This window comes from Umboniibacter marinipuniceus (assembly GCF_003688415.1).
In the GTDB taxonomy this organism is placed as follows: Bacteria; Pseudomonadota; Gammaproteobacteria; order Pseudomonadales; family DSM-25080; genus Umboniibacter; species Umboniibacter marinipuniceus.
In genome coordinates this window covers 407,586-432,758 of record NZ_REFJ01000001.1, presented here as the reverse complement: position 1 = coordinate 432,758, position 25,173 = coordinate 407,586, and the positions used below count along the sequence as shown (strand labels likewise).

Annotated in this window: 19 protein-coding genes; 15 read left to right on the top strand and 4 right to left on the bottom strand. The window is 51.1% G+C overall.

The features are described from left to right. Positions 1-21: 21 nt before the first annotated feature. On the bottom strand, positions 22-1,311 hold the full coding sequence (locus tag DFR27_RS01995) for a metal-dependent hydrolase family protein (protein ID WP_245962583.1): 1,290 nt from the start codon (positions 1,309-1,311) through the stop codon (positions 22-24). A gap of 96 nt (positions 1,312-1,407) precedes the next feature. On the opposite strand from DFR27_RS01995, the gene DFR27_RS01990 reads away from it, so the two are divergent. Both DFR27_RS01990 and DFR27_RS01985 read left to right on the top strand, forming a co-directional pair. After that, entirely contained in the window at positions 1,408-1,941 is a 534-nt protein-coding gene (locus DFR27_RS01990; RefSeq protein WP_121875781.1) for a PH domain-containing protein, read from the top strand. Further along, positions 1,931-3,478 carry a PH domain-containing protein gene (locus DFR27_RS01985; RefSeq protein WP_121875780.1) on the top strand — a complete coding sequence of 516 codons (1,548 nt, stop codon included), beginning with the start codon at positions 1,931-1,933 and terminating at the stop codon, positions 3,476-3,478. Before DFR27_RS01990 ends, DFR27_RS01985 begins: the two co-directional genes overlap by 11 nt. Positions 3,479-3,496: 18 nt before the next feature. On the opposite strand, the gene DFR27_RS01980 is transcribed toward DFR27_RS01985, so the two are convergent. Continuing rightward, entirely contained in the window at positions 3,497-4,570 is a 1,074-nt protein-coding gene (locus DFR27_RS01980) for an NADH:flavin oxidoreductase (RefSeq protein WP_121875779.1), read from the bottom strand. 134 nt (positions 4,571-4,704) lie between these two features. Between DFR27_RS01980 and DFR27_RS01975 the strand changes: the two genes are divergently transcribed. The 8 genes from DFR27_RS01975 (at position 4,705) to DFR27_RS01940 (ending at position 18,055) form a co-directional block, all read left to right on the top strand. After that, positions 4,705-9,603, top strand: coding sequence for an alpha-2-macroglobulin family protein (locus DFR27_RS01975; RefSeq protein ID WP_147434497.1), 4,899 nt, complete (start codon positions 4,705-4,707; stop codon positions 9,601-9,603). Next, entirely contained in the window at positions 9,600-11,921 is a 2,322-nt protein-coding gene (gene pbpC, locus DFR27_RS01970; RefSeq protein ID WP_147434496.1) for a penicillin-binding protein 1C, read from the top strand. The genes DFR27_RS01975 and pbpC overlap by 4 nt, the downstream gene beginning before the upstream one ends. 200 nt (positions 11,922-12,121) lie before the next feature. Next, entirely contained in the window at positions 12,122-13,960 is a 1,839-nt protein-coding gene (locus tag DFR27_RS01965; RefSeq protein ID WP_121875776.1) for a DUF885 domain-containing protein, read from the top strand. A gap of 199 nt (positions 13,961-14,159) precedes the next feature. Next, complete coding sequence (locus tag DFR27_RS01960; protein WP_121875775.1) at positions 14,160-14,576, top strand: DUF3429 domain-containing protein; 417 nt, start codon at positions 14,160-14,162, stop codon at positions 14,574-14,576. Further along, the gene (locus DFR27_RS01955) at positions 14,573-14,968 is read left to right on the top strand and encodes a thiol-disulfide oxidoreductase DCC family protein (protein ID WP_121875774.1); all 396 of its coding nucleotides are present in this window, start codon (positions 14,573-14,575) and stop codon (positions 14,966-14,968) included. Before DFR27_RS01960 ends, DFR27_RS01955 begins: the two co-directional genes overlap by 4 nt. Then, positions 14,965-15,660, top strand: coding sequence for an SDR family NAD(P)-dependent oxidoreductase (locus DFR27_RS01950; protein WP_121875773.1), 696 nt, complete (start codon positions 14,965-14,967; stop codon positions 15,658-15,660). Before DFR27_RS01955 ends, DFR27_RS01950 begins: the two co-directional genes overlap by 4 nt. Before the next feature lie 12 nt (positions 15,661-15,672). Then, positions 15,673-16,635, top strand: a complete 963-nt coding sequence (locus tag DFR27_RS01945) for a YbgA family protein (RefSeq protein WP_121875772.1) — start codon at positions 15,673-15,675, stop codon at positions 16,633-16,635. A 22-nt stretch (positions 16,636-16,657) separates the two neighbouring features. Next, the gene (locus DFR27_RS01940; RefSeq protein ID WP_121875771.1) at positions 16,658-18,055 is read left to right on the top strand and encodes a cryptochrome/photolyase family protein; all 1,398 of its coding nucleotides are present in this window, start codon (positions 16,658-16,660) and stop codon (positions 18,053-18,055) included. Here DFR27_RS01940 and DFR27_RS01935 read toward each other — a convergent pair. Then, the gene (locus DFR27_RS01935; protein ID WP_121875770.1) at positions 18,044-18,898 is read right to left on the bottom strand and encodes a pirin family protein; all 855 of its coding nucleotides are present in this window, start codon (positions 18,896-18,898) and stop codon (positions 18,044-18,046) included. The genes DFR27_RS01940 and DFR27_RS01935 overlap by 12 nt on opposite strands. A 12-nt stretch (positions 18,899-18,910) precedes the next feature. Further along, entirely contained in the window at positions 18,911-19,861 is a 951-nt protein-coding gene (locus tag DFR27_RS01930; RefSeq protein WP_121875769.1) for a glutathione S-transferase family protein, read from the bottom strand. 98 nt (positions 19,862-19,959) lie between these two features. Between DFR27_RS01930 and DFR27_RS01925 the strand changes: the two genes are divergently transcribed. The 5 genes from DFR27_RS01925 to DFR27_RS01905 all read left to right on the top strand — a co-directional run bounded on the left by DFR27_RS01925 (position 19,960) and on the right by DFR27_RS01905 (position 25,158). Then, positions 19,960-20,886, top strand: coding sequence for a LysR family transcriptional regulator (locus tag DFR27_RS01925; protein ID WP_121875768.1), 927 nt, complete (start codon positions 19,960-19,962; stop codon positions 20,884-20,886). 78 nt (positions 20,887-20,964) lie between these two features. Further along, complete coding sequence (locus tag DFR27_RS01920; RefSeq protein WP_121875767.1) at positions 20,965-21,921, top strand: nuclear transport factor 2 family protein; 957 nt, start codon at positions 20,965-20,967, stop codon at positions 21,919-21,921. A gap of 164 nt (positions 21,922-22,085) precedes the next feature. Next, on the top strand, positions 22,086-23,105 hold the full coding sequence (locus DFR27_RS01915; protein WP_121875766.1) for a cupin domain-containing protein: 1,020 nt from the start codon (positions 22,086-22,088) through the stop codon (positions 23,103-23,105). Positions 23,106-23,197: 92 nt separating this feature from the next. After that, a complete protein-coding gene (locus tag DFR27_RS01910; RefSeq protein WP_121875765.1) occupies positions 23,198-24,253 on the top strand; it encodes an ester cyclase in 1,056 nt (351 codons plus the stop codon). A gap of 11 nt (positions 24,254-24,264) precedes the next feature. After that, positions 24,265-25,158, top strand: a complete 894-nt coding sequence (locus DFR27_RS01905) for an amidohydrolase family protein (RefSeq protein WP_211327529.1) — start codon at positions 24,265-24,267, stop codon at positions 25,156-25,158. Positions 25,159-25,173: the final 15 nt, after the last annotated feature.

The window sequence follows — 25,173 nt, the reverse complement described above, 5'->3', positions numbered from 1 at the left end:
TATCCTTATAAAATGCGTACACTACTGCTTCACAACGGTTCCGTTTTTCATGACGAAATCAACGTCAAGTAACGCCTCAATATCCCCTAGTGGCGAGCTTTCCAGCGCAATAATGTCTGCTAGTTTACCTACTTCAATGGTCCCCAAATCCTCTGACATATCAATGAGGTCGGCGGCGTTAACAGTCGCTGACACCAAGATATCCATAGGAGTCATGCCAGCACGATGCATTAACACTGCCTCTTGGGCATTCAGACCATGTTGCGATACGCCACTGTCGGTACCGAAAGCAATTTTTACACCGGCTTGATAGGCGCCCTCAAAATTCGCTTGCATATCAGCCCCCACTCGAATGGCCTTTTCTGCCTGAGCAGGTGTCAACAGCGTTGTATTCTCAGCCATCTGAACAACGGTATCGCCTGCCAGCAAAGTGGGGACAAGGTAGGCGCCGGTAGATTTGAACAATTCGTATGACTCGGGTCCAGCATAGGAACCATGCTCGATACTATCTACCCCAGCTTCTAGGGCCGCAATGATACCGTCTTCCTGATGTGCGTGGGAGGCCACCTTGCGCCCCAGACGATGTGCTGAACGAACAATTTCCTGCAGTTCATCCATCTCCATCTGCTGTCCGGTGCCGGTTGCACGATCCGTGAGCACACCACCTGTGGAGGTAATTTTGATCAGATCCGCACCATACTTTACCGCATCGCGTGTTGCCCGACGGCAATCGTAGGGACCATCACACAGGGTTCGCCTTCCCGCCGAAGCGTGAAGCATGTATTCGGGGCTTAAACCACTAACGTCATTGTGACCCCCCGTGGTGGCAACACCAGCCGCCGCAATCACTCGTGGACCTTCAACCCAACCGCGAGCTACTGCGTCGCGATAGGCATACATCATTGCTTCGTTGGAGCCGACATCACGGACGGTAGTAAAACCAGCTGCCAATGTTCGTCTTCCATAGAGAATGGCTTTCATCCCCGCTAACGCCTCAGATAGCCGCAGCGCGTCACGATCGTTCGTCGGACCGAGTTCGCTCTGCAGATGAACATGCATATCCATCAAACCTGGCATGACAAAATAGTTACGCAGGTCAACCAGTTCAACCTCTCCCGTGAACTCCGCGAGCGACAGATAGCCACTTGCAACCTGAGTAACACGATCATCTGTCACCACCACGGTTTGTGCCCGCAATGGTTCCTGACCTGGAATCATGAGTAATTCCCCGGCGTAGATGACCTTGGTGTTGGCCACAACGGACGTTGATAGCAGCGCTAGCAGCACTGCGGCGTATCGAGCCATTAACATTGTTATTCTCCACGGTTGACTGATAGGTCGACTATAGCGCTTAATTTAAAGCAAATAAATCTACTCGCGCTCAGCCGCAATCAAGGATGTCATCAAATGGAGTTTCATAACGGCGTTTTATCGCCAGAATCATTACCACAAATTAGTCAACTCTCCTTCACGCCCGTAGAACGAAGCTACATAAAGATTCGACGCCTTATCACCGCTGTTGTGGTGATTGTCTGCCTGGTGTTAACGGCCGTAGCATGGTTGGTCATTCCTGACCTACTCCCCGCGGCGGGAATTCCAGCGAAGATTATCACCGGCGCATTAACATTCATCAGCACCCTCATCGCGGTTTATTGTTGGTTAGCTGACCCTAAAAAATGCTTCGCCTTGCGCGAACATGACCTGAGCTATCAGTCCGGATTAATTGTACGCAAGACGGTTACTCAACCTATTACCCGAGTACAACATGTAGAAGTAAAACAGGGGCCTATCGAGCGTCGATACGACCTAGCCTGCCTGTTGGCTTATAGCGCCGGCGGGCACATGCACACCTTCGTGATTCTGGGATTGCGGTTCGAAGTAGCAAAGCAAATGCGAGCCTTTATTCTTGAACACAAGGAGGCTGTTCGCGATGAGCAGTGAGTCAACACCGAGTATCGATGGCGAGTGGCACCGAATATCACCCATCGCGGTAGTCTTCTTCTTAGCGAAAACCCTAAAGCAGCTGGGCGGTCAGTTTATCTATCTGATCCCGGCTTTCCTTATATTAGGAAAGAGCATCAAAGAAAATCCAGGAGTGACCATACCGAGTATCATTGGGATATTACTGCTATTAATTTGTTTTGCCGTAGCCAGTTTCTTGGTGTATCGCTATCGTCTCACCAACGATACCATTGAAATTCGTTCAGGTATTTTCAACAAGACGCAAACCCACCTGCCCTTCACACGCATTCAAAACATTCGCTTTGAGCAGCCCATTTATTATCGTATTTCCGATTACTGCTGCATGCAGCTAGATACGGCAGGTTCAGCCAAGAATGAAGCCAAGCTCATCGCTATTAAAATGGATCATGCTATTGCTCTCAAAGAGACCATTTTAGGCGCTAGAGCTGCAGCTGACGTACCAACAACCGCTGACGGCACTGAAGCCAACCCAGCGGAAACGCAAACTCAAGAACTTATACTTAACCGTCGTTCGGTTGGGGACCTCGTTATCCACGGCTTAACCAATAACCGAATCTGGATCTTCCTCGGCGCGGCGGCTCCCTTATTCGATGAGTTCGCCGATTCAATCGGTAGCGCCTTCAGCTACATTGGCATTGATTTGCAGCAACTCTTCGATGTTGACGCTCAAGGCTATGCGGTCGTCGCGCTGGCCGCGCTTAGCTTCACTATGATTGCCATGATGATTCTAGCGTTATTCTCGGTGGCCGGATCAATCCTCACCTACTATGGCTATACGCTGTCACGCGCCGGTCAACGCTATATCCGTCGCTCAGGATTGCTCACTAAGCATGAAGTGGCCCTGCCGCTGCGTAGATTACAATCCATTGAATTCAAACAGGATTGGTTGGATCTTTTATTAAAGCGAGTAAACCTAACCTTTAAACAGAATCAAACCGGAAACCCTGGACAGCCGGGAGTAGAAACTAATAGCAAGTTGATTGTGCCCTCGGTTTTTCCAGAGGAAGCCTTCGACTTAGCCAATGATGCAATGCCTGGCACACAACTTAATCGCGCGGCCTTCAAACCTATTCATCGCCGCTTCATTATCAGCAAAATGCTCTTTATGTGGATACCGATTAGCCTGTTGGCGAGCGCGATTGTTTGGCTTAATAGTGACTGGTTAAAGGCCATTGAAGTGTTTGGCGCCATCGTTTTCATTGGGGCGCTCGTGAGCTACTTACGTTGGCGTAGATGGGGGTTCGGCGGTGACGAACAATTCGTTTACATTCGAAAAGGCTTCATTGGGGTGAGCTATAAATGTTTCGAACGTCACAAGTTGCAGCAAATCAGTCAGTCGCAAAGTTGGTTCATGCGTCGTCGTAATCTCTGTAAGATCCAGTTTGTATTAGCATCGGGAAGCATCAGCGTACCCTATTTACCGGTAGCTGATGCGGTAGATCTCGTAGATGGTTCACTTTACATTACCGAGTCTTCTGGCAAGTCTTGGATGTAAAACTTAGCACCTAGGGCCTCATGGGTTGGCAACAAAACCTTCCCATGTCGCCATATAGTCAATAAATGCGGGCCCCAGCTTTTCAGCCGCCAAATACGCTCTGCTAACCGGCAATGACTGACTCACAAATTGCTTATCCTGACAGCGCAGCGGGAAATCATGATGCAGGATGGCCGCTCGGCCGGGTAGCACAAAATCTGCACCTTGATCCAAACACCACTGAGCATCTTCGGCACTGTAAATCTTCCCTGCGACGCCCAACGGCACACCCGATAGATCGAGCTTAGTGAAGCAATCAATAAGTCTTTGACCCGCTTTATCCCCGTCCGCAACGGTGGCCTTTACGTCCCATAACGACATATCGAGATAGTCAATTTCGTGGTCACCACAGATTTGTTGAGCGACTTGTTGCATTTCGCTTAACTCCACGCCAAATCGCTCAGGGGAAAGTCTCACCCCAACCACAAAGTCCTTACCGCAACGCTCGCGTATCCCCTTAATGACTTCATTAAGCATCTTACTTCGCGCGGTCAAACTGCCACCAAACTCATCGGTACGACTATTGATGCTGGCACTGAGGAATTGGGCGATCAAATATCCGTGTGCACCGTGTACTTCAACCCCGTCGAAGCCAGCGCGCTGGCAACGTTCCGCCGCGCTAATGAAACACGCTATCTCGTCCCAGACCTCCGCATTCGTCAGCGCTCTCGCCTGATATTTCTCTATGTCCGAAGGGGCTACCGCTTGCCCCTTCGCAAATTGAGGCGGTGTTCGCATTCCCGCATGGTGCAACTGCACGATAGACATTGCCCCCGCCTTTTTGAGCCCCGAAGCGAGACGTTTCAGCCCGTCAAGATGTCTATCATCGTAGAGCCCCAACTGGCCATCAAAGCCTTTTCCTGTTTGGGACACCTGGGCAGCGCAAGTATGAACCATTGCAAAACCGCCTTCAGCGCGATGTACGAGCCAATTGTATTCATCGTCAGTTAGCGTTCCGTCCACATGACTCTGTAGATTCGTCAGCGCCGCCAACGAGAATCGATTGGATAAAACTTTTCCCGCGATGGTTAGCGGGGTATTCAGCTCAGCCATAAAAACCTCAATAGTGATTAGCGGAGACAGTTTTACTGCCTCACTTTGTCATAATTCCTCAGAATTCATCCCACCACAATAGCTGACCTCCATGCTATATTTGATAGGACAATTACTTAGTGGGCGCCTATACCATGAAGATCCTAATGCAGCTTAGTCTCCTATTTGCACTCCTTGCTTCGCTCGGTTGTGACAACACTACAGACTCCCCACCCCACTCAGCCCAGGGAAGCAATGATAACCCTGAGGTCTTGGCGTCTGATCACTCAGCTAGCTTATTTGCCGATGTCCCATTAAGAGTGATCGCAATGTCCGAAGTCCAGCAAGGCAACATCAACGTTATCGAACTGAAGCTGAGTACACCATTGGCCGATCAGCGTTTAAGAGAACAGATTATTCTGAGTCCTAACGCCGGCGAAGCGGTGTTAAGCGCTGATGGGATGCGTGTGCAATTTCGCGATGTAGCGCCCAACACCAACTATCAGTACCGAATTTTGGCCTCCCTCACGGCCGAAAATGGCACCACATTAGCGGCAACGCAAAAGGGCGAATTTCAGTCTCAACCCATGCCTTCTTCAGTTCGCTTTGACGCCCAGGGTGCCATTGTTAATCTGCGCTCAGTCGACAGCTTGATCCTTCACAGCACTAATCTCGAATTTGCCGACCTCAATGTATACCGAATAAAAGATGATCATTTGGGCAGTTTTTTCTCAGACTTGGATCGCTTCCTAGATGGCGCTAGCCGCTATCTAAGGAATGCAGACAAACAAGCCGCCATTGAGCATCTCAACAGTCAGCGAATTGAACTACCTCAAGGGAACAATACACGCCATGAGGTAGGCGTCGGGCTAAATACGCTCGCTGACTTCGACCGCTCCGGTATCTATCTACTCACCGCGAGAGGTCCCGGTGATTTAGATTTTCAGAGTGCAATGTGGCTCAGTGTTTCGCACATTGGTCTCCAACTACGTAATTTCGATGAGCGGGTGGAGATCTTTGCTCAAGAGATCGATGGTGGCAAGGCGATCGAAGGCGTGGAGATTACTCGCCTAAACTATAACAACGAGAGCCAATCTACGGCGGTGACCGACCAACACGGTTACGCAGGCTTCGCCCATAGCGAGGGTCGCGGAAGCTTCTTCATTGCCCGTCATCAAAATGCCGTCAGCGTCATTCAACTTTACCGCAACAGTTATGATCTCAGCGATAAACTTCAAGGCCTCGAGTACCACCAGCCTCAGGTTCAGTATGCGTACTTCCCTAGGGACCTCTACCGCCCGGGTGAGACGGTTCATTTCTCCCTACTGGCAAAGGATCATGACGGCCATACTCTCACTAGCAAGCAACTGCTTGAAGTCTTCGATGCGCGTGGTGCTGAGTTTGCAACCGTGGCCAAAAGACCTAATGAGTTTGGTTACATTCAGCTAGCCATTGAGCTTCCAGAAGATGCGGTAGCGGGTTATTGGGGTATCCGTGTTGATGGTGGTGCCAACACCGCCTACATCAATTTCCAAGTAGAAGAATTTTTGCCTGAAACACTTGAGATAACTTGGAACAACGGCCAAGACGCGCCTGCGTGGGCACTAACGGAAACGATTGATTCGCCGCTGCAGATCCCGGTTTTAGGGCAGTTCCTGTATGGTGCTCCCGCCAGCGGCAATCGATTAACAACGAGTGCGGTAATACGCCCTAGCGTTCGCCCCCTCAAAAACTGGCCTGACTACTACTTCGGCAACAATGACGTTGGCTCACTCTATTTGGACCTTCCAGAACAAAATTTAGACGCTGCGGGGGTAACATCAACGGAGCTGAGTCTCGCCACACTGGAGAACGCCAAGGTCGACGTTGCATCACTAACCAGCCCAGCATTGATGAGTCTAAGTTACAGTTTATTTGAAAGCAGCGGCCGAAGCATCGACCGTCAATATGACGTAATCCTTTGGCCTAAGCCTTTTTTCGTTGGTATCGACCCTCAATTCGACGCGGGTCGTGTCCCTGAAAACAGTATTGCCGAGTTTGTATTAGGTCGGTTCGACGTCAGAGGTGAACAAGTTTCCGAGGGTTTGGCAAAGATTCAGTTAATTCGCGAAGAGCGAACTGGATTCTGGCGTCACAGTGCTCAACGCGGTTGGCAATATGTTCGTCAGGACAATGAGTATCTCATGTTTGACGGCCAGTACGACTTTGACAACACCGCAACGCTGCAGCTCCCCGTTGAGTGGGGTACGTATCGTCTTGAAGTGACTGACGAAAGCGGAGGATTAACCCGCATCCGTTTTCAAGCGGGCTCCGACTGGTATAACCGCTGGATGAATCAGGCCAGCTTACAGGACCCGGAAGCCATTACCATTAACCTCAACGGTGATGGCTTCGAGGCTGGCACAGAGTTCATTGCGCAGATTAGCAGCCCGATTCGCGGTGCTGGCTTGTGGGTCCTAGAAGCCGATCAAATCCTAGCGAAGGGACATTTTGATATCACGGATTCCACCAGCGAAATCCGAGTCACTATTCCCTCGGGCGTTGATCGCCATGACCTTTATTTAAGTGCCTTTGTGGTCTCCCCAGAAGGTGATTATGAGCGAGTTAGGAAGCGCGCCTTCGGCCTTCAGCACGTTCCCCTAGATCGTCACAACCAACAGCTCGGCCTGCGTATAGATACGCCTGAAAACTGGCTTCCCGATCAGAATAATTCACTGTCTTTGCAAGTTATCAATGCCAGCGGTGAAGCCTATAGCGGTCCCGCTCAAGTCACTGTTAGCGCCGTGGATGTTGGCGCCTTGTCACTGACAGATTATCGTATCGAAGACCCCTTCGCTGCGCTATACGGCCCTAAACGGTATGCTGCAACCAGCGTGTCCGATATATACGGTTGGGTACTGGAGCCCAGTACTCTGGTCAACGCGCCCATTCATTGGGGTGGAGACCTCATGATGTCAGCGGCCCGCGTTGATATGCAGGATGACGAAAGCTTGCGCGGCGCGGAACGCGCCAAGTCGTCGCCCACGATTGCCACCTGGTTTAGCGGTCCCGTTAACGTCACCAACGGAAGCGCCACCATTGATGTTGAAGTACCTGATTTTAATGGCGCGCTATTACTCACCGCACACGGTTTTGGCGAACGCGCGGTGGGCTATGTGCAGCAACGTGTAACCGTTTCTTCGCCCGTTGTAATCGACTTCGCTCAGCCGCGATTTCTAGCCCATGGCGATCAGTTAGAGGGAATTATCGATCTACGCAACCTTCGCCATGAAGGTGGTGATCTACAGCTAAATATTCACGCCGAAGGTGCGCTGACGATGACGGAGATCAATCAAACAATCTCCTTAGATCGCGGAGCGACGTCGCAGCTTCGCCTACCTATCAGTACTGCTAAGGCGGGAACTGAAGGTACTATCGTTGTCGCATTAACGGGTGAAGACCTTAATATTGAACGCCGCTGGCCTATTTCCCTGCGCGGCATTCAAAACCCGCGGGCCAATTTCGCTCACGCGCTGGTTGAGGCGGGTGGCTCAGTAGCACTGCCGCGGTCTTTGTTGACCGACTTACAGACCGAGGACCTAAGGAGCTGGCTGCAAATTAGCGCTCAGCCAGACTTCGGGCAATTAGAGAATTGGACTTACCTTGTTGACTACGAGTATGCCTGCTTGGAGCAAACAACCAGCCGATTACGCCCCTGGCTAAGCGCCTCGTCAACGCAACTTAACGCTTTAGCTGCTAGCGAATCTGAGCGCAGCGACATGTTCGAAGCGAGCTTGCTGCGCTACCGCGAACTCCAGCATCCAAGTGGTGGCTTCCAACTTTGGCCCTCTTCCAGCAACGAGTCTCCGTGGCTCACCGTTTATGCCGCCGACGCACTGCTAACCTTACGTTCGGCCGGAACAAACGTCCCCGAGTCGCTCATTAAGCCAGTGATAGAAAGGCTGCGTAGTTACGCCCTGAACAGAGCTCAGCTTGATGACCTTGGTTATAGTCAGAACCCCAATGCCTTAGACGCCAGCGTAAAGAGCTACGCGGCCTATGTCTTGGCCAGAGAGGGGTTACTAGCGTTGGGACCAATTCGTGACCTTCGTGATCGACAAGGACTTTCGCTACGAACACCCATCAGCGTTGTCCATCTAGCACTAGCGTTGCGGCTAAGCGGAGACTCAGCGGCAGCCGACGCGTTACTACAACAAACACTCCCGCACACCGTGAGGCCGGAGAGCTATATGGGAGACTACGGCTCTAAGCTACGAGACCAAGCTGCTGTGTATCAACTACTACAACGGCATGATCTGTTGGCTTCGGTTGATGCCACGGCACGCTTTAACGATCTATTCCAAACGTTCCGTGATCAACAATGGCTTAACACCCAAGAGCGCGCGCAGTTACTAAGCTTAAGTTTAGAAAACAGCGGCTCAACAGCTTGGGAAGCCGAGGTGAGTGGTACCGATTTTTCAGGGTTACAACGCGGTGATCGCGGTCAACGCTGGCGTCTCTCGAATACCCCACTAGAGACTGTGGTTAGCAATCCTAGCTCGGAACCCATATTTGTTAGCTTTGCGGCCTCGGGGGTTGCCACGCCTGAGGCGCTTGCGAAGGACCCTGTGCGGGTTCAGCTTGATTACTATCTCATCGAAAATGGCCAGTATCGCCGGTTAACAGAAGCCGATGAAGTGGCGAGCGGCTCGTTGGTTTACGCGCAAGTTAAAGCTTGGTCTGGGCAGAGAGTCCACGACGCGATGCTAATTTCTCTGCTCCCTGCTGGCTTCGAACTGGTGAATCCACGCTTGCCGAATTCACCAACACTCGATGAGCTTAACGTAGCGGGACTCTCCGCTGGCAACAATTTATACCCTGAGCATGAAGCATATCGTGATGACCGTTTCGTCAGTACTTTCGATCTTCGCTCGGATAGGGAAATACAAACTGGCTATCTACTCAGGGCCACCACACCGGGTAGCTTCCAGGTACCGATAACACTTCTTGAGTCCATGTATCAACCTGAGGTGCGCGGCCAGACTAGGCCGCTGAATAGGCTAATTATTCAGTGAAGAACATAAGGAATCGAAGGCTTAAGTTTATCTTAGGTCTTTGCGCCGGGCTTATGGTCACGGCGCTGTTGGCGGACCAACTGTTTCCACTTGCTCTGCCAGAGCAACGAAGCTCTTATAGTAGACTGGTAGTTGATCGCAATGGGCTGCCACTTCGGGCATTTCCGGACGAAAACGGTATCTGGCGCCATGAAGTTGAATTAGCACAGGTCAGCCCACGCTACCTCGAGGCGCTGCTCACCTACGAGGATCAATACTTTTACCTTCACCCCGGTGTAAACCCGATTAGTCTACTTCGAGCTGCACAACAGTGGATAGCGGCGGGAGAAATCGTTTCCGGCGGTTCCACCATCACCATGCAAGTGGCTCGTCTACTTCACCCCCATCCTCGAAGCCTTCTAGGAAAGACGCAACAGATTCTTCGCGCCCTGCAGTTGGAATGGCACTTGAGTAAAGACGAGATCCTTAGCCTGTATTTAAACTACGCGCCCTTCGGCGGAAATTTTGAAGGGATTGAAGCGGCAAGTCAGCAATATCTAAGAAAATCGAGTAGCGAGCTAAGAGATTCTGAGGCGGCGCTACTTGCAGTGCTTCCGCAATCACCTACGCGTTTCCGCCCCGATCGCCATCCTGAAGTAGCACGAGCCGCTAGAGACAAAGTGATTGACCGCTTAGTTAATTTTGGCGTTTGGAGTGCTACCGAAGCAACCACCGCGAAGCAGGAGGGAGTGATTAGCTGGCCCCTATCGCGCCAAACCGTTGCCCCGTTGTTGAGCCTCCGACTCTCCCAACGCCATCCGCACACAATCGTTCCCACTTTTATTGATGCTCCACTGCAGCAACGCGTACAAAGTTTAGCCTCACGACACGCAAACCGCTGGGGGCGCGAAACTAACGCGGCAGTATTAATTGTTAGTAATCATCAGAGCGAAGTGATTAGCTATGTGGGCAGTGCTAAGTATGCTGATCCTAATAGTGCCGGCTTCGTCGATATGGTACCCGCCATTCGTTCTCCTGGCTCTACCCTAAAGCCGCTACTATTCGCGCTGGCGCTAGACGAGACCTTGATTCATAGTGAAAGCCTGTTTGTTGATGCGCCGCGTCTGAATACCGACTATCAGCCCGAAAATTTTAATACCGGATACATGGGGCCAGTTAGCGCGGCAAGCGCACTCCGACTATCGCTCAATATCCCGTTTGTGCAGCTCATCGAAGCCTACGGTTCGCAGCGCTTTGCTGACCAATTAGCTCACGTCCAGACGCCTTTAGTTTTCAATGCGGCGTCCCCCAATCCGTCCATCATCCTTGGTGGCGCTGGTACGTCATTAGCCTCGCTTGCCTCACTTTACGGGGCGATCAACAACAACGGTTTGGTAACGCCTTTACGCTACTCTGCACTCGACCCCGCTGTCGCCCCACGCAGACTTATTTCTCCCGAAGCAGCATGGATTAGCTATTCGGTTTTGGCTGCTCAGCCGCTGCCCACACTGAATGGGCCGCGCCAACAAGATCCTCTCAACCCCATTGCCTGGAAGTCTGGGACAAGCTGGGGGAATCGGGATGCGTGGGCAATTGGCGTTAACGCGGACTATACCGTTGCCGTGTGGCTCGGCAGAGCTGATTCCAGCCCCATCGCCAACCTAATGGGAGCTCAAGCTGCGGGGCCGTTGATGACTCAAGTCTTTGCCCAGCTCGCAAGCGCTGAACACGCTCCAGATAGACCCGCCACAGTATTAAGTCGCGATATCTGCTGGCCAGACGGACGTGCCGTTGAACAAACGGAGCACTGTGTTAGTCGTCGCGAGGCACTCACGATTGAAGGTGTTACGCCGCGTACGTTGAACAGTGATCTACCGGGCGAATTCCTCATTGCGAATCGCCCACTGTGGGTCAATGCGGCCGGCACAAGGCGGCTACTTGCACACTGTTTAAACCATCGCGCGCAGCGCCTTTCAATCCCCATTTGGCCCGATAGCGCTGCGGGGCTGCTGCCTCCGGAATTCATCACGCCCATTCCAGCGCTCAGTCAGCACTGCGCCTCACCGCTGCAAGCTCACAATAGCCCTCACTCAGCCCTTCGCGTGGAAGGGGTCCAATCGGGCGAGACCTTTCGCCTGCTCAATGGCGAAGCTATCAAGCTCGCCATCAACATCCCCAACGCCATCACGCCGGTTGATTGGATTCTGGACGGCGCACTGCTGTCCAATGACTCCGCTTCACTATCCTTGAGCCTCTCCAACCAACTCCTTGGCGAACACCGACTACTCATCATTGATTCCCAAGGTAGACACCAGTCCATCAATTTCTCTGTACGCTAGCGACTGCGACAACTCTGTCACAAGACTTCGTTTTGCGAACATTGTGATCCGGTGAAAAAGCGTTACTATTGTGACACTGCTTAATTAAGTATTAACTTTCCGTCCACAATACTCCTAGTAGCTACTGACGCCGTTCCTAAGTACGTGCCGGCGTATCAACTAGGGGGCAATAAATATGGACGCCAACAAAGGGTTTCAGTATGAAGAAGACCATTCTTAGTGCCGTCATCGCAGCCGCACTAGTAGGCTGCGGTAATGATGCCACTGTCCAACAAAGCAACCATTCAGAGGCAGGCCAAGCGCAAGCCACTGATATGATTAATACTCCCGATGCGGCATTCTTGCAGCTGGTCGACGATCAGTTCATGGCCATGGTCGCACTGAGCCCGGAGTTCCAAACTTCGCTAGGGATTAAAGATAACTACGGGAAGTGGGATGAGATTTCTGAAGCAGCAGACGCTCGCGCGCTCGCACTCACGCAAAGTAGTCTGCAACAGCTAGAAGCGCTAGACCCTAGTTTACTCAACGAGCAAAATCAGTTGAGCTTGCGCATGGCCATCGCCCAGCTAACGCAGCAACTAGAGCGCAATCGCTGGCGTAATCACGGCTACCCGGTTAACCAAATGTACGGAGTACATAGCAAGGTTCCATCGTTCCTCATTAACCAGCACCGCGTGACCAGTGTCAGCGATGCTGAAGCCTACATTGAGCGTTTAAATGGTGTGCCTACGCTGTTCGAACAACTCGAAGCTGACATGAAGGCTCGCCAAGAGCTAGGTGTGATGCCACCCGCGTTTGTTTACCCAATGGTGCTTCAAGACTCACGTAATATTATCGTTGGCGCTCCTTTCGATGACGGTGAGGCAAGTGCCCTACTCGCCGATTTCACTGGCAAGGTTGATGCGCTGGATATTGACGATAGCCAGAAACAAACATTGATCGCCAATGCTACTACCGCCTTGGTGGAGCATGTTGGCCCAGCCTATGAGCAATTGATTGAGGTACTTGAAGCACAGGCCGCTGTCGCGACAACCGATGACGGCGCGTGGAAACTGCCACAGGGCGATGAGTACTATGCGTCGCAGCTTCAGATGATGACTACTACGGATCTCAGCGCCGACGAGATCCACAATATTGGTCTTGAGGAGGTTGCTCGAATTCACGGTGAGATGCGTGACATCATGGCGCAAGTAGGCTTTGAAGGTGACTTGCAGGAATTCTTCGAGTTCATGCGTACCGACCCTCAGTTCTATTACCCAACATCGCCGGAAGGCAAGCAACGTTATCTGGACGAAGCTACTGCCCTTATCGATACCATGCGCGCTCAGCTAGATGACTATTTTGGCATCCAACCTAAAGCCGCATTAGAAGTGAAGGCTGTCGAAGCGTTTCGCGAACAGAGTGCCGGTAAGGCTTTTTACAGTCGTCCGGCTCCAGACGGCAGTCGTCCGGGTGTTTACTATGCCAACCTTTATGATATGAACAGCATGCCTACCTACCAAATGGAAGCGTTGGCCTATCATGAGGGCGTACCCGGTCACCATATGCAGCTCGCCATCGCTCAAGAGCTTGATGAACTGCCGAAATTCCGTCGCTTCGGTAGCTACACCGCTTATATTGAGGGTTGGGGACTCTACAGCGAATTGCTGCCAAAGGAGATGGGCTACTATCAAGACCCGTATTCTGACTTCGGACGCCTCGCAATGGAATTATGGCGCGCATGTCGCCTGGTTGTTGATACGGGTATGCACGAAAAGCGTTGGACTCGCGAAGAGGCCATTGAATACCTTCAGGTCAACACGCCTAACCCGGATGGCGATATTGTGAAAGCCATTGAACGTTACATCGTAATGCCTGGTCAGGCCACTGCCTACAAGATTGGCATGATCAAGATTGTTGAGCTTCGTGAAGCCGCTAAAATTGAGCTGGGTGATAAGTTCGACATCCGCGGATTCCATGACACTGTGCTTGGAAGCGGAGCCGTGCCACTGGATATCCTGGAAGAAAATGTCAACGCCTGGGTTGAAAGTCAGCGTTGACCACCGGTCCAAGTAGCTCGTGTTCCCAACGGGCACTCGCTACTTGAACCCTCAGCGTATTGCGCTGAGGGTTCACACCTTAGTTGTCCCAAGGCCGCGCTCCGACGCGGCCTTTTTTATTCCGTGGAAACTACCGATAAACCGAATCTCTTCCGACGTCGAAAAAAGGTCTAGAGGCACTCAACTTTAGGCACTTCCTATGAAGCATGAACATCGCATTCGTCTCCTTACCACCCTTGGCATGGTGCCATTTATTGGCGCCGCCATTGCGCAATTTGTGGGCATCTCGCTTTTCGGATATTTGCCAGCAGAGATTTTTACTAGCTATGGGACGGTCATCATAAGCTTTCTAGCTGGCTCTATATGGGGCGCTTCGCGGTATCGGCCGCAGGAAATGAAAGCGCCGTTTGTAGCCACGAATTTGCTGACCTTAGCGAGTTGGTTCGCGCTGCTTCAGTCCTCAGTGCTGTTCGTGCTTATCGTGAATAGCTTTCTCTTTATCCTGCTTTACCGGCTAGAGGCTCAACAGGAAACCGACGACAGCTATCTGCGCCTACGCCGCGTTGTGACCACTCTGGTGGCACTCATGCACTTAACTATGGTGATACTACTATGACTCGACTAACCGTTTTTTTCGATGGTTCCTGCCCGCTCTGTGCTAGGGAGATGGATGCCCTCGCTCGATTCGACATCCATTCACGCATCCATTTCGTGGATCTCAATGACGAACTGTCTCTGCCATTGGGGATAACACACTCTGATGCGGTAGCAACACTGCATGTCATCGACTTTCAAGGACAGCTGCGAACCGCTGTGGACGCGAATGTACTACTCTGGGAAACGGTAGGCAAGAAACCCTGGTTGCGTGTTTTACGCTGGCCGATCATTCGAAGCTTCGCCAACCTTGGCTATCGAATCTTCGCCAAACACCGAGAATATTTTAGCCTTTTACTAACGGGTAAAAAACGTTGCGACGGCCATTGTGAGGCCAACGGTTCGAAGTCATGAGTGTACATCGGATCATAATCGGTGCTGGCGGCGGTATCGCCAAAGCCTTTTACCAGCAGATACTGGAGCTGGAGCCAGAAACGCTCATCACGCGTATTTCGTCGCAAGACATTACGGACGCCATTCACTGTGATTACAGCGAAACCAGTATTAGAGAGGTTTGCCAGAACCTCAGCACGGCAGACGAATTAAGTGTTCATATTTTCAACGGGCAGTTAGTTAGCGAAGGGAGTTTTCCCGAGAAGAGCTTGAAGGCCTTTGATAGCGACTACTTTCAGCGCCTCATTCACAGTAATACCATCGTCCCCATGTTGTTTCTGAAGTACCTGCTGCCTCTTTTCAAGCCGAAAACTCGAGGCTTGATTAGTGTGCTCAGTGCCAGAGTTGGCAGTATTGATGACAACCACCTCGGCGGCTGGTACAGCTATCGGGCGTCAAAAAGTGCCCTGAACCAGATGTTGCAATGCCTAGCTGCGGAGTTACGCCACCGTAGCCCGAGCACCACGGTGATTGCATTTCACCCCGGAACCACCGACACTGAATTATCGAAGCCATTTCAAAAGAACGTGAGCGCAGAACGGTTATTTTCTCCCCAATTTGTCGCATCACGCCTATATTCATTATGTAGCCAGCCAGTATCCGCGGACAGAGCCCTGTTCACAGATTGGCAACATGAAGCCATTGCTTGGTAAACGAGGAACATTATGTATCGCGACTTCATTCCAAAAACAAAAATTAGACTCGGTATTAGCGCCTGCCTGTTAGGCGAGCCCGTTCGCTTCGATGGTGGTCACAAGCGCTCCGCTTTCTGCACCGATGCGCTCAGTGATTTTGTTGAATACGTACCGCTTTGCCCAGAGGCTGCAATCGGACTAGGCGTCCCTAGACCAACCATTCGTCTGGAGCAACACGACGACCAGATCATCGCCACATCGGCCAAAGGTAACGATGTCACCGAAGCGCTCGTTGCTTACGGGAAAGAGCAGGCTGTGGCGCTAGACCAAAAGATTAGCGGCTATATTTTTTGCGCTAAGTCGCCAAGCTGTGGGATGGAGCGAGTCAAGCTATACCAAGGCGATTCGAAAATGAGTACCAGTGATGGCATAGGGCTTTTTTCAAATGAAATCATGCAACACAACCCCATCTTGCCCGTTGAAGAAAATGGTCGCCTGAACGACGCGCTATTGCGAGAAAATTTCATCACTAGAGTTTACGCCTACAGCCACTGGCAGCATGTCATAGCCGAAGGTTTGACGGCCGGTAAGCTCATAGAGTTTCATAGTCAGTACAAGTATCTCTTAATGGCGCATAGCCTTGCTGCCTACAAGACCTTGGGACAGCTACTGTCCGACCTCAGCGGCGACCTTCAAAGTTTGAGTGAATGCTACATTGTGGAATTTATGCGTTCAATCAGTAAGCCGGTGAGCCGAAAGGCCCACACCAATGTGTTGCAGCACCTTCAAGGTTACTTTAAAAATCACCTCACCTCGGCTCAGCGTCAAGAGTTCGCCAAGGTCATCACTGACTATCGCAACGGTCATCTCCCACTACTCGCACCACTTACCCTGATTCGTCATTTCTTGGCTGCCTATCCCGATGAGTACGTTGCCAAGCAACGCTACCTGCATCCGTATCCCGATGAGCTAAACCTCCGTTATGCCCTTTAACTACCTAGGATAGAATCGAGTCATGTCACAACTGGTATGGTTTCGAAATGACCTTCGAATCGATGACAATCCAGCACTGGCTGCTGCACTTGAGACCAACACTCCGGTCTTCGCTGTCTATGTTGAAATCAGCAAACAACACGCAGGCTCAGCGCATCAAAACGCGTTGAGAATGCATCAACTTCGCGCCGTCAACGGTGAGTTAGCAAAGCGTGGTGTAGTACTGAGGATCTTAACAGCCGAGAATTTTCATCAGGCCGCTGGGGCCGTTGTTGATCTTGCCACCGCATTGCGGTGTAACGGCATCTACGCCAATCGAGAAAGTGGCATCCATGAACTTGAGCGCGACCAGTTTGTAAGTAATCACTTTCATGGAAGGGTCAGTTTTTACGGTATAGATACCGTTCAACCCTTAGGCACCATCACCACCGGCCAAGGTACGATGTTTAAAGTCTTCACACCCTTTAAACGCGCTTGGTTAAGCCGCTGGAATGAGGCGTTAGTCAGCCCTATCAAGGTATCAAGTCAATTACCGGCCGTTGAACCCTCCACCGAAGTTGACGCCTACACTTCTCGGCGGATTGCTACACTTCCCGATGTCTCCCACTGGCTACATCCAAAGAATACACTGCAACGCTTTGTTCAAGATGCGGCGCGTGAATATGACGAATTACGTGACTTCCCCGCAATTGACGGCACCAGCAAGCTTTCTCCTCATCTAGCCATCGGCGCCATTTCGATTCAATCCTGCGTGAGGTCATTGTTGCGGGGACGAAGTATTGGCGAGCTTAACAACGGCGAGTCAGTGTGGCTGAGCGAACTAATTTGGCGAGATTTCTACCGCCACTTGATGTTCGCCTACCCCGACATATCCAAAGACAAAGCCTTTCAGCCGTACACTGATCTGATTCAATGGGATAATAACCAGCGGAATTTCGAGGCCTGGTGTGAGGGCAAAACGGGTTTTCCTATCGTGGACGCTGCCATGCGGTGTCTCAACACTACCGGATGGATGCATAATCGACTGCGCATGGTAGTCGCTAGCTTTCTCTGCAAAGACTTGATGATTGACTGGCGGTGGGGTGAACAGTACTTCATGTCCGTGCTAATCGACGGTGACTTCGCCAGCAATAACGGCGGATGGCAATGGGCCGCCAGTGCGGGGGCCGACGCGGCACCTTACTTTAGAATCTTCAACCCTATTCGACAAAGTCAGAGATTTGATGAGCAGGGAGCGTTTATTCGTGCGTGGATTCCCGAGCTCAAAGACCTCCCTGACAAGGCAATTCACGATCCCCATGGCTGGTGTGATAAACACCAACTAACAACCGCTTACTGCTCAGCCATTATTGATCGCTCGAAAAGCAAAGACCGTGTAATGACGGCCTTTGCGGCTGCGAAGGAACAATTAGTGGGTTAATGTCCCCAAGCGATAATCACTCATCGCCTGTTCAAGCTCGGCTCTTGTGTTCATCACAAACGGGCCATACTGAGCGATTGGCTCTTGAATTGGCTTTCCACTTAACACCAACAGCGTCGCGCCTTCATTGGTAGCGGCAAGAGTAAGCGTGTCACCAGCCGAATAGAGCCCCATCTCCCACTGTTTCAGACCGGTTGTTGCGCCCTCGAAGACGTAAACAAACGCCGGTTCTTCGGCGTTAAACCGCAACTCGACCTCCTCTTCGGCCGCCAACTCAAGCTCAATCAAGTGTGGCTTAGTGGTCATAGCTGGTAAGGGCCCCGTTAATTGCAGCGCTTCATCCGAGCCGCTGTGTAGCGCTACCTTTCCGGCAATCACTGCAATCTCCGAGCCCGCACCAAATTCTGCCCGAGCTAACTGCTCAGCCTTAAAATCATGATAGGCTGCAGGCTTCATTTTCTCGGTGCTAGGCAGATTTAGCCAGATTTGAAACCCCTGCATTAAGCCGTCTAATTGCTCTGGCGTTTCCGAATGAATGACACCGCGAGCGGCAGTCATCCACTGGACGTCACCGGGACCGATGACGCCCTCATTACCCATATGATCGCGATGGCGCATTTTGCCCGCTTTCATGTAGGTGATGGTTTCAAAGCCCCGGTGAGGGTGACTGGGAAAACCTCCCATATAGTCAGCTGATTTATCACTGTTAAATTCATCTAGCATCAGAAATGGGTCCATTCTCTGCTGCATTGCTTGCCCACCAATGCGGCGGATTTTTACACCATCGCCATCTGCGGTCTCAATGGATCGGACTTTCTGTTCAAGCTTGCGTTCAGTGGTCATCGTGGTTACTCCTTAACCGCGCCCATGCGGGCTCGAAAAATCTAGCATTGGGCCCGCTGGAACGATTGCTGTGGGGTTGATCATTCGATGCGACTCGTAGTAGTGCCCCTTGATATGCTCAAAGTCCACGGTCTCAGCGACACCTTCAACTTGATACAACTCCCGCAAATAGGCCGACAGATTTGGATAGCTCTCAATACTACGAAGGTTACACTTGAAATGGCCAACGTAGACGCTGTCAAAGCGAATCAGTGTGGTAAACAAGCGCCAGTCCGCTTCCGTAATTTGCTCACCTACCAAATAACGCTGTTGACCCAAACGCGTCTCAAGCAGGTCGAGACTTTCGAATAGCTTTTTCACATGGCGCTCGTAAACAGCTTGGTCAGTGGCGAAACCGCTGGCGTAAACGCCATTGTTAATCGTTTTGTAGATCAACGCGTTTAATTCGTCGATTTCGCCACGCAAAGCTTCGGGGTAAAAATCCTCGGTATTACCGGTTAAACGATTAAATGCCGAGTTCATCATGCGAATAATTTCAGCCGATTCGTTACTGACTATTTGCTGTGTCTTTTTGTCCCAAAGCACAGGAACTGTTACTCGGCCTTCGTACTCGGGTTTCGATTTCAGATACAGTTCATAGAGAAATGACTTTTGATACAGCGGATCATCTAGCGTCCAGCCGTTTTCCAGCATCAGGTAATCAACCACAGTGACATCGATATGTTCCGTCAGCGACTTTAATACTCTGAAGATTAGCGTTCGGTGCGCCCAGGGACACGCCAAGCTCACATAGAGGTGATAGCGCCCAGATTCTGCCTTGAAGCCAGAATTCCCTGAAGGTCCTGCTTCACCAGTCTCCGTCACCCAATTTCGGAAGGCACTGTCTTGGCGTTCAAATTCGCCGTTCGATGATTTGGTATCGTACCATTTATCAACCCACTCACCGTTCTGTAATAGTCCCATGATTTTTCTCCTTAATTTTGATGATATGACTATAACGCTGGCGAACCATTAAAAAAATAACCATAATTTAATCAATTAGTTAAATTGAACTTAACAATATGAAGAAGCAACTTTTGGACACCCAACTCCTAATGATCCTCGACGCGATTGATCGGCGAGGCAGCTTTGCTCGCGCCGCCGAGGAGTTGGAACGGACCACCGCAGCCCTCTCGTACAGCATTAGCAAAGCAGAAGAGCAACTTGGTTTGACCCTTTTTCAGCGCCAGGGGCGTCGCTCCGTGCTCACCGCTGCTGGCGAACTAATCCTCCATGACGGTAGAGAGATCTTGCAGCACTTGAGTGGTCTTCAAGATCGCGCCTTCGAGCGCGCTCAGGGCTGGGAGCCAAGAATTCGCATTGGTTTAGAAGCCACGGTTAACGACATTCCGTTCTACCAAGCACTAAGCGTGTTTTGTCGTAGTCATCCCAATATTGAAATAGAGCTTATCGAAACGGTGCTCAATGGTGGCTGGGAGGCGCTATCAGCCAGTAGTATTGATCTGCTAGTAGGTGTTCCTGGACCCATCCCCCCGCAGTGTAACTTCCGCTGTGTGAAGCTCAACTCGCTGGACATGGCCTTGGTCTGCGCCGCTAAGAATTTGCCAACTCCCGTGCAAACTCCGCATCAAATGCCCGCTGACTTAACGGAGCTCGGTCATCTTGATGGCGTAAAGCGAGTGATTCTTCGTGATACAGTCCAGCAAGATCTGGCTCGTCAAGCGGGGTTGGCCGATAGACGTTATGATCTTTATGTACAAACTCGCTCGCAGAAAAAGGCGGCAATACTGAGTGGATTAGGTATCGGTCATTTACCTCGACACGAGATCACCCATGAACTCTCGACGGGAGCGCTAGTAGAATTAGCGAGACCGCTCAGCACCAATTTAATGAACTATGTTGCCTGGCAGCTTAATCATGCCGGGAAAGCTACTCAAACCCTCGCCAAGCTAATTACTGAGGCCTACCAAGCCACTAATACGCAATAATTTGCGACAAATTAGTTGCAAGATTCGGTCTCTTGAGCTAATTTTGCATTCGAAGTCAAAAATATCCCAAGGATTCCCATGAGTCGACAAATTGTTGAAGCTTTTTACCAAGCACTTACTCACTCTCCAGAGCAATTATCATCGCTGGTGAGCGATGATTTCAGTTGGGCGGCCGCTCACCCAATCAATGACCTCGAGAGCCTCGATGATTGTATCGAAAAGTTCTGGCGTCCCATTGCCACTGCCATGCCAGATGTTGAGCGCAAAGTATTGGTGGATGTAGAAGGTGATGACAACGGTCAGCAATGGGTAATGGCCAGCGGTTATTTTATTGGCAATTTGGTAGCGCCACTATTTGGCATTCCCACCACAGGCCGAGCACTTCATTTGCGTTTTACCGAGATTATTGGTGTTAAAGACGGGCTTGTTAATCGTGGCGAAGTGATTCTGGATTTCCTCGATGCCATGAATCAAGTTGGCGTGAACCCCATCCGTCCGTCCTTAGGCTTTGACGGTTTGATTATGGCTCCTACCCGCGCCTCAAGCAGCGTGCAGGATAGCAGCCTAAGCACAGTCCAGCTTATTAAAGATATGTTGGCGGAACTCGGGCGATATGACGGCCAGTCATTAGAATCAATGAAGCTAGCAGACTACTGGCATGACGATTTCATGTGGTATGGCCCTGCCGGCATTGGCACTACTCGCGGCATAGATGGCTTCCGCCGACTCCATCAGGGGCCATTCCTGCGTGGCTTCCCTGACCGAAGTGTCGACGTCTCTACCTGCTACGTGGGAGAAGGCGATTTCGCGGCTACCGGTGGTTGGCCTCATATGTCGGCAACCCATACTGGACCACATTGGCTAGGTCTCGCTGCTACAGGTCAATCCATTACGCTTCGAGTGATGGATATCTGGCGACGAGACGGCGATAAACTCAAAGAGAACTGGGTAGGTATCGACATCATCCACATTCTCCTCCAGCTTGGACTGGACGTTTTCGAATTGATGGACGAGCGCTTCTGCCGTAAAGCATAGCCGCCAAGATAGCTCTGCAAGCCCCGAGTGATAGTAGGTCAAATCCAGGCTGATCATCACTGGGGGCTGCCAGCAACTTGCTTTTTGCATTCGAAGTACATTATTATCTTTTTCACTCAAACACCTTAACTAACGGGTGTAATAATTATTATTAGAGGCACATCATGTCCCAAGAAAACCTTTCCATCGCTCAGCGCGTTCTCCGATATGACGAACTTGTTCCCTGCACCACGGCGTTTATTGACGCTCGAACCCCGGGTAGCGACAAGAAGCAAAATTACTGCTTGATCGGCCAAGGCGTTGCGGAAAACCCTGGACAAGTTGTGCACATTAAATTCCCACATCCATTCGATATCGGTGCCGCGAAACAACCAAATGGTTGCAAGAACTCGCATCACAGCCATGATACCGCTGAAGTCTTTGTGGTTCACAAAGGTAGTTGGAAATTTACTTGGGGCGAGCACGGTACGGATGGTGAGGCCATTCTAGAGGAAGGCGACACAATCTCTATCCCAACTAATGTATTCCGCGGCTTCGAAAACGTGGGTGACGATGAGGGATTCCTGTTCTGCATCTTAGGTCTCAATAACGATCAAACAGCTGGTCACGTCCACTGGGCGCCATACGTTTATGAGCAGGCCACAAAACACGGTCTTGTTCTGCTTGAGGATGGACGTTTGCTAGACACGCTTGCCGGCGATGTCGTTCCCGATGACGCGGTACTATGCACACCAACTACCGCTGCGGACGTGCCCAACTTTGACTCCATGACCGTTGAGCAGATGCTTCGTTGTGTTATCACCCATGAGCAACTTGCCGATCAACCCGTTGGCGGTCTAACCAGCTCCGGCGTAAAGGAAATCGCTATTGTCGGGGCAGCTAGCAATGAAGAAGCTATCCCTGCTGCGAAAATGGCCTGGGGGCACGGCTTCTCATCGCGTCGCCTTCAACTTGAGCCTAAGGCAAGCACCAGCGTGCACACCCGAGCCGAAGAAGAAGTTCTGTTTATCCACAAAGGCTCACTGTCTTTGACCGTTGACGGCGAAGACTGGCAGCTAAACGAAGGTGACCTGATCACCATTCCTGTGGGCGCAACGCGTAGCTTCCATAACGCGGCAGAAGAGCTATGTGATGCAATCGTAGTCCGCGGCGCTGACGTTCCAAACGCTGCCAGCTTTAATTAAGCCAATTTCGGGGCGTGATCAGTTAACACTGATTCACGCCCTATTTATTTATACTGTGAGTCAGTGCCAACTAGCCTGACCGGAGAAAAATTATGAATCGCCTTGAAAATCACTTCGACTCAGCCCCGGCTGATAGCAATGAAACAGGCAATATGACCGGCTTTGATAGCGAGTTTACTGACATTGTGGATTATATTCTCCGCATCACTTACCGTATTTGGGAAGGTAAGCAAGTTGGTCTTTGCTATGACTACTACTCGGATGACTGCCCGGTTTATACCATTGCTGGCGTTAGTATTGGCGCGGAAGAAGTCACTCAGAACACCCTAAACACCATGGCAGCGTTTCCAGATAGAACACTTCATGCCGAAGATATTATTTGGGGCGGTGATGCTCAGAATGGCTATCACTCTTCGCACCGTATTCGTACCCATATGACCAACCTGGGTCCCAGTGACCTAGGACCAGCTAGCGGCAAGCACGCGGTGATTCCGGTCATTGCCCACTGCGTATGTAAGGACAACAAGATTGTTGAAGAATGGTTAGTTCGAGACAACTTTAGCCTCGCCGAGCAGCTTGGATTTGACCCAATCGCCGTGGCAAAGGAAAAAGCGGCCCTTCCCTTGTCTGATCGTCTAAAAGATTACATTGATAGTGAGGTGGCTCGTCTTGATGCGATTGAGCCCACACGAATCGCTACTCCGGCCAGCAGTGATGAAGAACTTGCCGTGACTGCACTCAACAACATCTGGAATGCCCGAATGGTGGGCGATGTCCACAAATACTATGCTGAGAATGCACGCTTCTACGGTGTGAATAAGCGCCAACTCAACGGTCATCAAGAAATCATGCAGTTCTACCTGCAGCTATTGGGTTCACTCAGCGGCATCCGTTTTAGCGCCGATTACGTTTGCTCTAACGAACACAAGGACGGCGGCTCTGACGTTGCCGTGCGCTGGACGCTAAAGGGAGATCACTTGGGCACCGTACTTTACGGCAAGCCTACCGGTGCACCAATCTTCATCCTGGGCGAAAGTCATTTCCGCATCATTGACGGTGAGATCACCGAAGAGTGGAATATTTTTGACGAGCTGTCAGTATGGGTACAGGTATTCCGTGCGAAAAACGCCCTAGCAGCAGGCGAATAAGAGAGGCGCTTATGACACCGGCCCGTATCATCGATTCCCACCACCATTTATGGGATCTAAGCAAGGTTCATTACCCTTGGTTGATGCAGCGCGGTGTCAAACGTTTTTTCGGCGATCCTACGCCAATCCAACGTAATTACCTAAGCGCGGATTTTAAATCCGACCATGGTAAGCTAAAAGTTGTGAATAGCGTGCACATTCAAGTGGGTGCTGAAAATGGCCTGAATGAAGCTCAGTGGGTTGACGCGCAAACACGCAGCAACTCACTACCTTCCGCTCAGGTTAGCTTCTGTGACCTCACGGCCTTGGACGCGACCGAGCAGCTGGATCAACTTAGCATGCTAACTTCGCTCCGGGGCATTCGCCAGATTGTGGGTCGCTCACCAAGTGAGGACGCACAAACTGGTACAGACGGTCTTATTGCCTCACCGGCGTTCGGCAACGGTTTGAGCTTGCTTCAAGCCCGTAAGCTGAGTTTTGATCTGCAGCTAATACCCGAGCAAATGCTGCGCATGGCCTGTTTGTTGGAAGGTTACCCCTCACTATCGGTCTCTCTATGTCATATGGGGTCTCCGTGGTATCAGAGCGGCGCCGGTCTAGCAACGTGGAAGGCCGGTATTCAGGAGTTGGCCAAAAATCCAAATATCCACTGCAAGCTTTCCGGCTTAGTGATGTTCAATCATGGCTGGCGTCCCGAAGACTTCAAACCGTATATCGAACATGTACTCGAGAGTTTCGGTGAAGGGCGTGTGATGTTTGGTTCTAATTTCCCAGTGGATGGACTTCATACGGGTTACGAGCAACTCGTTGATGCATATATTCAATGCATCAACGAATTAGGAAAAGTTAATCTAGACGCTATCTTCCATGACAATGCGGCAGCGTTCTATCGTTTGACTCGCTAATTCCGAGTTAACACA